Origin of the sequence: Streptomyces sp. NPDC055955, assembly GCF_042270245.1 — a bacterium.
In the GTDB taxonomy this organism is placed as follows: Bacteria; Actinomycetota; Actinomycetes; order Streptomycetales; family Streptomycetaceae; genus Streptomyces.
The window spans coordinates 175904-182504 of the sequence record NZ_JBHJYS010000025.1 but is presented as its reverse complement, the minus strand read 5'-3'; the positions used below and the strand labels follow the sequence as shown (position 1 = coordinate 182504).

Annotated in this window: 8 protein-coding genes; 4 read left to right on the top strand and 4 right to left on the bottom strand. The window is 66.4% G+C overall.

Annotated features, from left to right (window positions below; translation table 11 throughout):
• Both ACFC96_RS37655 and ACFC96_RS37650 read right to left on the bottom strand, forming a co-directional pair.
• Positions 1-2267, bottom strand: a 2267-nt coding sequence (locus ACFC96_RS37655) for a tetratricopeptide repeat protein (protein ID WP_376616680.1), incomplete at its 3' end; no start/stop codon positions are given.
• Positions 2268-2282: 15 nt separating this feature from the next.
• Positions 2283-2717 carry a hypothetical protein gene (locus tag ACFC96_RS37650; RefSeq protein WP_376616679.1) on the bottom strand — a complete coding sequence of 145 codons (435 nt, stop codon included), beginning with the start codon at positions 2715-2717 and terminating at the stop codon, positions 2283-2285.
• Positions 2718-3181: 464 nt separating this feature from the next.
• On the opposite strand from ACFC96_RS37650, the gene ACFC96_RS37645 reads away from it, so the two are divergent.
• On the top strand, positions 3182-3355 hold the full coding sequence (locus tag ACFC96_RS37645) for a hypothetical protein (RefSeq protein WP_376616677.1): 174 nt from the start codon (positions 3182-3184) through the stop codon (positions 3353-3355).
• 191 nt (positions 3356-3546) lie between these two features.
• Here ACFC96_RS37645 and ACFC96_RS37640 read toward each other — a convergent pair whose 3' ends face one another.
• Positions 3547-3825, bottom strand: a complete 279-nt coding sequence (locus tag ACFC96_RS37640) for a helix-turn-helix domain-containing protein (protein ID WP_376616675.1) — start codon at positions 3823-3825, stop codon at positions 3547-3549.
• Positions 3822-4022, bottom strand: coding sequence for a hypothetical protein (locus ACFC96_RS37635; protein WP_376616673.1), 201 nt, complete (start codon positions 4020-4022; stop codon positions 3822-3824). The genes ACFC96_RS37640 and ACFC96_RS37635 overlap by 4 nt, the downstream gene beginning before the upstream one ends.
• A gap of 457 nt (positions 4023-4479) precedes the next feature.
• Here ACFC96_RS37635 and ACFC96_RS37630 point away from each other — a divergent pair, with 457 nt between their 5' ends.
• The 3 genes from ACFC96_RS37630 (at position 4480) to ACFC96_RS37620 (ending at position 6442) form a co-directional block, all read left to right on the top strand.
• Positions 4480-5142: a hypothetical protein gene (locus ACFC96_RS37630; RefSeq protein ID WP_376616671.1), complete on the top strand. Its 663-nt coding sequence runs from the start codon at positions 4480-4482 to the stop codon at positions 5140-5142.
• A 44-nt stretch (positions 5143-5186) separates the two neighbouring features.
• Positions 5187-5630: a hypothetical protein gene (locus ACFC96_RS37625; protein ID WP_376616670.1), complete on the top strand. Its 444-nt coding sequence runs from the start codon at positions 5187-5189 to the stop codon at positions 5628-5630.
• A gap of 191 nt (positions 5631-5821) precedes the next feature.
• Complete coding sequence (locus ACFC96_RS37620) at positions 5822-6442, top strand: hypothetical protein (protein WP_376616668.1); 621 nt, start codon at positions 5822-5824, stop codon at positions 6440-6442.
• Positions 6443-6601 lie beyond the last annotated feature (159 nt).

Sequence of the window (6601 nt, the reverse complement as noted above, 5' to 3'; positions counted from 1 at the left end):
ACGGCTTGGCCGTCGATGTCGCCGGTCTGTTGGTGGAGGCTGAGGGCGGTTTGGTGGGCGTCGTGCGCTTCGGTGTGCCGCTTGAGCGCAATGAGCGCGTTGCCGAGGCTGTTCCAGGTGCCGGCTTGGCCGTGGACGTCGCCGGTCTGTTGGTAGAGGCTGAGCGCGGTTTGGTGGGCGTCGTGCGCTTCGGTGTGCCGCTTGAGCGCATTGAGCGCGTTACCGAGCCCGCTCCAGGTGCCGGCTTGGCCGTGGACGTCGCCGGTCTGTTGGTAGAGGCTGAGGGCGGTTTGGTGGGCGTCGTGCGCTTCGGTGTGCCGCTTGAGCGCAATGAGCGTGACGCCAAGGCTGTTCCAGGCGATGGCTTGACTGTCGGCGTCGTCGGCCTGCTGGTGGAGGCTGAGGGCGGTTTGGTGGGCGGCGAGCGCTTCAGTGCGGCGCTTGAGCTCTCTGAGTGCGTTGCCGATGCCGTTCCAGGCCGTGGCTTGGCCAGCGTCGTGGCCCGCCTGCTGGCAGAGATCGATAGCGGTTTCGTAGGCGGCGTGCGCTTCGGTGTGGCGCTTGAGGTTTCCGAGTACGTTCCCGAGGTTGATCCAGGCGGTGGCTTGGTCGCGGGTGTTGTTGGTCTGGAGGAAGAGGTCGAGGGCGGTTTGGTAGGCGGCGTGCGCTTCGGTGTAGCGCCTGAGGTTTCCGAGTGCGGTGCCGAGGTTGGCCCAGGCGCCAGCTAGATTCACAGCGTCACCGAGCGTTTGGCAGGCCGCGAGTGCGTGAGCGCGGACGGTCACCGAATCCTGAAGTCGCCGTCGCCATTCCAGGTAGCGGCCGAGGGCGAACCCGAGGTTCAGGGCCGTCTTTGTACGGGCGTGGGTATGGGTGGTGGCGAGGAGATTCTCGCGTTCGGCGTCGAACCACGCCAGCGCCTGTTCCCGTTCGGCGAACAGAGCCGACACCGGTTCACCGGACGGCCAAAGGTGAGCATCAGCTGCTTCCGCGTAACGGACGTAGTAGTCCGTCAGCCGGGTGCGAGCCTGTTCGTAGCGGCGGCGCGGAATTCGACCACGCTCCACCATGGCGATGCGAGCCTGTTCCTGGGCGTGAACGCGCAGGAGATCGTGCATGGACCACCGGTCGCGCGCCAGGCTGTTCTGAGTGAGCAGGCGTGCCCGGACTAGCTGTCGCAGCATTGAGGTGATCTTGTCGGCGGGCTGGTCGGTGAGGGCTGCGACGGCAGGGGTGGAGATGTCCGGGCCGGGGTGGAGCCCAAGAAGACGGTAGAGGTCGGCCTCCTGAGGGGAGAGGCGTGCGAGGCATTCATCGAAGACGGCACGCAGGTTGCGTTCGCCGTCGTCGAGACCGCTGAGACGAGTGCCGGCGTCGGTGAGCATCCGCACCCGCTCGGAAAGCAGCTCGTCGGGGTCGTCGGCGAGGAGAGCGGCGGCGATCTGCAGCGCCAGAGGCAGATAGCCGCAGAGCGCGGCGAGTTCCTCCGCGGCGACAGGATCGTCCTCGACCCGCCGATCGTCGGGGTCGGCGACCTCTAGCCGCTGGCGCAGGAGGTCGACGGCGGCATCCGGCTGGAGAGTGTGGAGATTGAACAGGCGGGCGCCGAGTCCAGGCAAGGTGTGCCGGGAGGTCACAAGCACTGCGTGGTGACGGGCCGGCAGCAGCGGCCGGACCTGATCCGAGGTAGAGGCATTGTCCGCAAGGATTAGAACCCGCTGCCCTTCACATGCCTGGGCGTCGAGTTGGGACCGGTAGAGCCCCTCCCGCTCGTCCAGCGTGGGCGGGATGTGCTCCGCCGCGACGCCAAGGGCTCGCAGCAGCGCCTCTAGGGCATCCTCTGGCGGGACAGGGGTCGGGTCGTAGCCACGCAGGTTCACCAGCTGCACCCCCGTGAACCAGCCCTTGTCGAGCCCGGCATGCCCCACGGCATGAGCGAGTGTGGTCTTGCCCACGCCCGGCAGACCAGCGACCGATCCGACAGCCGCACCCGAACCGGCCTCCGGGTCGAGCATGGAAAGGATCTTGGCGATCTCGTCCTCGCGTCCGGTGAACTCCTGAGGCAGTCCCGGTAGAGAGTTCAGCGCGGTCGGCACCGCCGCATACGCCTGAACGTTGATCTTCGTGTTCTGCGTCCCACTGCCCAGCACCTGACTGCGCTCGAACGACGCCCCCGCGAAACTGGTGCCGGTTCGTTGTCCCTGCCCGGGACCCTTGCCCTTCTTCCCGCCGCTCTTGCGCTTGCCGGACTGCTTCTTCGCCCCCATGGCCGCCGCCCGTTTCTACCGGTTGATCGTGTTGTTCTGCGTGCCGCTGCCGAGAACCTGACTGTCGGTGAACGTCGCATGGCTGAAGTCGTTGTGCGTGCTCTGCACCGGGGCCTGAGCCTGGACCTGCTGAACCAGAGCCTGCAACTCGGCTGCCACCTGCTGCCGCTCCTCGTCCGGAAGCTGCTCAAGAAGCATCTCCAGACGGGTCTGCCAGCGGGTTACCAGAACGGTCTGAACCCGTTCTGACTCCGCGCCGTCACCCACCGACTCCAGCTCGGCCCGGGTCTGATCGAGCCGCTCCAGTTCGACCTGCTCCCGCCCTGCCTCGCCGCGCCCGAGGATCCGCGCGACACCGCTGCGGATCCCGGCCCACGCATCCGTCCCCGCCGCCTGCACGATCGCCCCGCCACCAGCCGCCGCCACCGCGATAAGTCCCTCGACCAACACGACAACACCCCACTAATCAACGGACAAGATGCCCAGCGTAGGACGAGACCTCCCACCTAATCAGCCGAAACATCAACCCCGTGCCCACCTGCCACGACGTCTGCAGCCGAGAAGGCACCGGACGCGCGATCCGGACGATGCGGGGTCCTGGGGGGTCCTGGGGGTCCTGGGGTCCTGGGGTCCTGGGGTCCACTGTGGTACGTAGGCGAGTGCGGTCTCAATGGTGGTCTCAATCCGCCTGTGATCCGGACGCATCCCTCGGCGTCCACAAAGCTTCGACTAGTTCTCTGAGCAGGTTCGACGCCCGTCTCCTGGACTTGCGCGGATGTCCCCAGACCAATATCCGACAACTCGTAATGCGTGGGTCTCGGGTTCAAATCCCGACGGCGGCTCTGTGGAAGCCCAGGACTCACTCGCCGTGACCTGGGGCTTTTGCTTGTTTCGATGTGGTGGCCCTCTGCGGGATGAAGATCGCGGAGGGCTTTCTGCATGGCACCGCCCGGCACCTCGCCGCAGAGGCCGAGCGCGGGGCCATCTGCGTGGCGGGCCTGGCCGCAGTCGGCGACCCGGCTCGCCGACTCTCCGGACCCACCGACCTCGGCAGCCAGGCTCCTCACTCCCGAGTGAGCGGCGAGTGAGAAACCGACTCCGCTGGACCGACACCAGGATCCTTGCAGGTCAGACGCCCTCGGATGCTGGAAATGCGCCTGCCCTCCGGAGCCGTTGCTCTTTGCGTCGTCTTTCCGCGTGGGTCCCCGCTGGCCGCGCCCGCGGGGACCCTGTTCTGACCCGCGCGTCAGCCGCGATCCCGGGCTTGATGCGCGCCGGGTCACGCCCCACGGAGGGGAACTGTAAATGGGGCGGGCGTCGTCGGATGTCGGCTGGGCCGGTGGTCCCGCGAGCCGCCGCCCCGATCGCGCCGAACGATCCCGGCCTCCTCAAGGCGGCGCAAGTGGTAGAGCGCCGACGAGGGGCTAGCCAGGCTGACGGCCGCGGCGATCTCCCGCGCTGTGGGGGCCTCGCCGTGATCGGCGATGTGGGCGCGTATCGCGGCGAGCACCGACCGCTGGCGCTCCGTGATGTCCCACGACCGTCGGACGCGGGTCACGGGTTCTCCTCAGCCCGGTGGCGCAGGTCTGCGAGCTGTTCCCGAGGGGCGTCCTGGACGAGGCGGCGGGACAGATCGATCAGGCGCTGCCGCAGGCGGGTATTGCTGCCGGTCGGGGCTTCGGCGAGGGCGTTGTAGGTGCGGATCCAGTCGCGCTGGGCCTGCATGATGTCGCGAGAGTGCTCGGTGTGCACCATGAACCCAGTTGAGCATGTGTTCGATTCCCTTTGTGCGTCGCAACGCGCCCCCCGCATGACGGCCTGAAGCGTCCGTGCCCCATGTCGACGGACTCCGTGACTCCGCTCCGGCGCTTCCGCGGTCGAGAAATCAGGGCCCTCGTCGTTTCCAGCTATCGAGAGAAATTTCCCGTCGAACTATCGACCCCCTGGGTCCGCACGGAAGGTTGTGCGCGAGGGGATAAGTGCAGGATTGAACTTCCTTGAGTCGGCATCACGAGTGTCCCAAGTGCCCATGAATAAATAGAGATATTGGCGTCGCGCGAAGCCCGCATGTCGATAACCGGAAGCTCACGTTCTCCTCAGGATCTTCATGAGGATCTTGCTCTCTTGGTGAGTTCCACTGCAAGATCAGGGCCTGCGATCGGGGGGTTGCCGCACACAGCCTCGCGTCACGCACGACTAAAGGGGGATCTGCATGCGCATTTCACGAGCAGCGTCACTGTTGGTTGGACCGACCCTGGCGATAGCGGTGCTGGGCACGACCAACCCGGCCTTCGCGGAGGACCCGACTCCTGCCCCGACCGAGGCAGTGGAGACGGCGCCTCCCGCGGCCCCCGAGGAGGGCGACCTTGTTGAAGGGAGTGCCGGTGAGGTCGAGACGCCGCCGACGGAGGCCCCTCCGAAGGACCCGCAGGTCCCTCCGAGGGAGGCGTGCGAGCCGCACTATCTGTGGGAGTCCACGGCGAAGCACAAGAAGTACCACAAGGGCGTGGGCCCCACTCAGTCCAACTACAACGGCACCTCGCGTACGGCCAAGTCGGAGTTCACCTCCGAAGTGACGGGTGAGGTAGGCATCGCCGTCAGCGGCACGCTGAAGGCGAAGGCCGGCGTCGCGGTAGCCGAGATTGAACAGGAGTACAGCGTCCAGCTCTCCGTGAAACTCACCGCGAAGATGGGCAACAAGATCACGGTTGACACTCCCTCCAAGTACACCACCAATGCCAAGTACGGGGTCTATCGGCTGAAGACCGATGGCTACAGCCAGTGGGTCTATGCCAACTGCACCAAGGGCGTTAAGCACCCGGCGACGCTGTACACGCCCACCCGAATCGGCTGGTACATCTGGGAGACCCACTAATGTCCCGGCGTCTCCTCGCGAGGCTGGCTCTTCTGCCTGCGGTCATGCTGCCGCTTGTAGTTGCCTGCTCGCCCGACCACGCAGATTCCAATAAAGCCTCCAAACCGGCTGCCCCCGGCAAGTCCGAACCCGCCACGCCCACACGGGAGTCGGTGAAAATCCCGCCCGAGTTGGACGGGACCGAGACTGTCGCCGGCCGGCAAAGCGGGACTCGTGGAGGGCGGACCCTCGAGTACCGAAGGGGCCAGAAAGGGAAAGACCTCATCGTTGCCGTGCGATGCCAAGGCAAGGGGGAGATCAAGGTCTCCCTGAGTCCGGTGAAGGTCGGCTTCCCGCTGAAGTGCGTCGATGGTGAAGTCACCACCACCTACAACCAGGTTGGCGTCACCGGAGTGGAGAAGAAGGGAACGGTCTCGGTCCAAGCACCGTCAACGGTGCGCTGGTCAATGACGATTGGCCGCGGCGAGGCGCCGGAAGGCGCGGGGTAGGGCAGCCTGCAGCCAGCCCCACCGGAGCAAGTGACGAGATTCTGACGCGATCACCGTCCGGCCCCTTCCCAGGAGTCGGACGGTGAGCAGCGTGCTCGGGTGTCGGTGAGCGTGGCGTGCCGTGTGGCACTCATAGCCTGAAGACCCGCCGCCAGGCGGGCCTGGAGGAAGCTGCTCTGCCTTCGGTCGGCGTGCTCGTGACGACGTACAGGCAGGGCGTCGCGGCCCTGGTCGACGCCGACCGCATCCCCGTTCTGCACATGGGGCAGGTCGTGAGGGCCGGTGCGGTGGCCGCCTTCCCCTTGCACTGGATTCGGGTGCTCGTGTGGTGCCCGCTGGACGTCGCGGAGTCACGTTCCATCGGCCGAGGAGACAAGGACATAGAGGCTCGGGTGAAGGTCTGGCACGAGACCCGAGAGGATCTGTTGGCCCACGAGACCGAGCCATGGACCCTCACCCTCCGGACAGACCAGCTCAGCCCCACCGATTCCGCCAACGCCATCATCGACGCCCTCGCGGCCAATGCCGCAGCCGAGAGCCGGAGCATCCGGGAGGTTGTCGGCGGTGGCGAGCATGCAGTCGCGGCAAAGGTCGAGCCATGTTTCGGACTCCTCAATCAGGGCCGGACTGCCATGTTCATCACCACGCGAAACACGATCGTGCGTCGTGGGCTACTGCCACAGGCAGCTAAGGAGGCGAAAATGTTTGGAACCATGGGCCCGGGAGCCATGATTCCCGCAGCCGTCACGGTCGTTGCCATCGCAGGCCTCGCCATAGTTGTCGCCAGGTGGGTCCGGGTGCGGAGACGCTAGACCCGGGCGAGGCAGGCCGTCAACGTCCCCCCTGCCGCAACCGCGCCAGATGGGGCGGGAGCCCACGGGGTGTCGACATTATGGGTGGGCATTGAAAGATGGAGCAGCGCCCCGGCGGAGTTAAGGGAACCCGCGCCACAACCTCGTAGCATCACTACC

Excerpts from the sequence above, each read along its gene's own strand:
- ACFC96_RS37645 (WP_376616677.1), top strand. The coding sequence starts at position 3,182 with ATGAAGATCGCGGAGGGCTTTCTGCATGGCACCGCCCGGCACCTCGCC.
- ACFC96_RS37635 (WP_376616673.1), bottom strand. The coding sequence starts at position 4,022 with ATGGTGCACACCGAGCACTCTCGCGACATCATGCAGGCCCAGCGCGAC.
- ACFC96_RS37625 (WP_376616670.1), top strand. The coding sequence starts at position 5,187 with ATGCTGCCGCTTGTAGTTGCCTGCTCGCCCGACCACGCAGATTCCAAT.
- ACFC96_RS37630 (WP_376616671.1), top strand. The coding sequence starts at position 4,480 with ATGCGCATTTCACGAGCAGCGTCACTGTTGGTTGGACCGACCCTGGCG.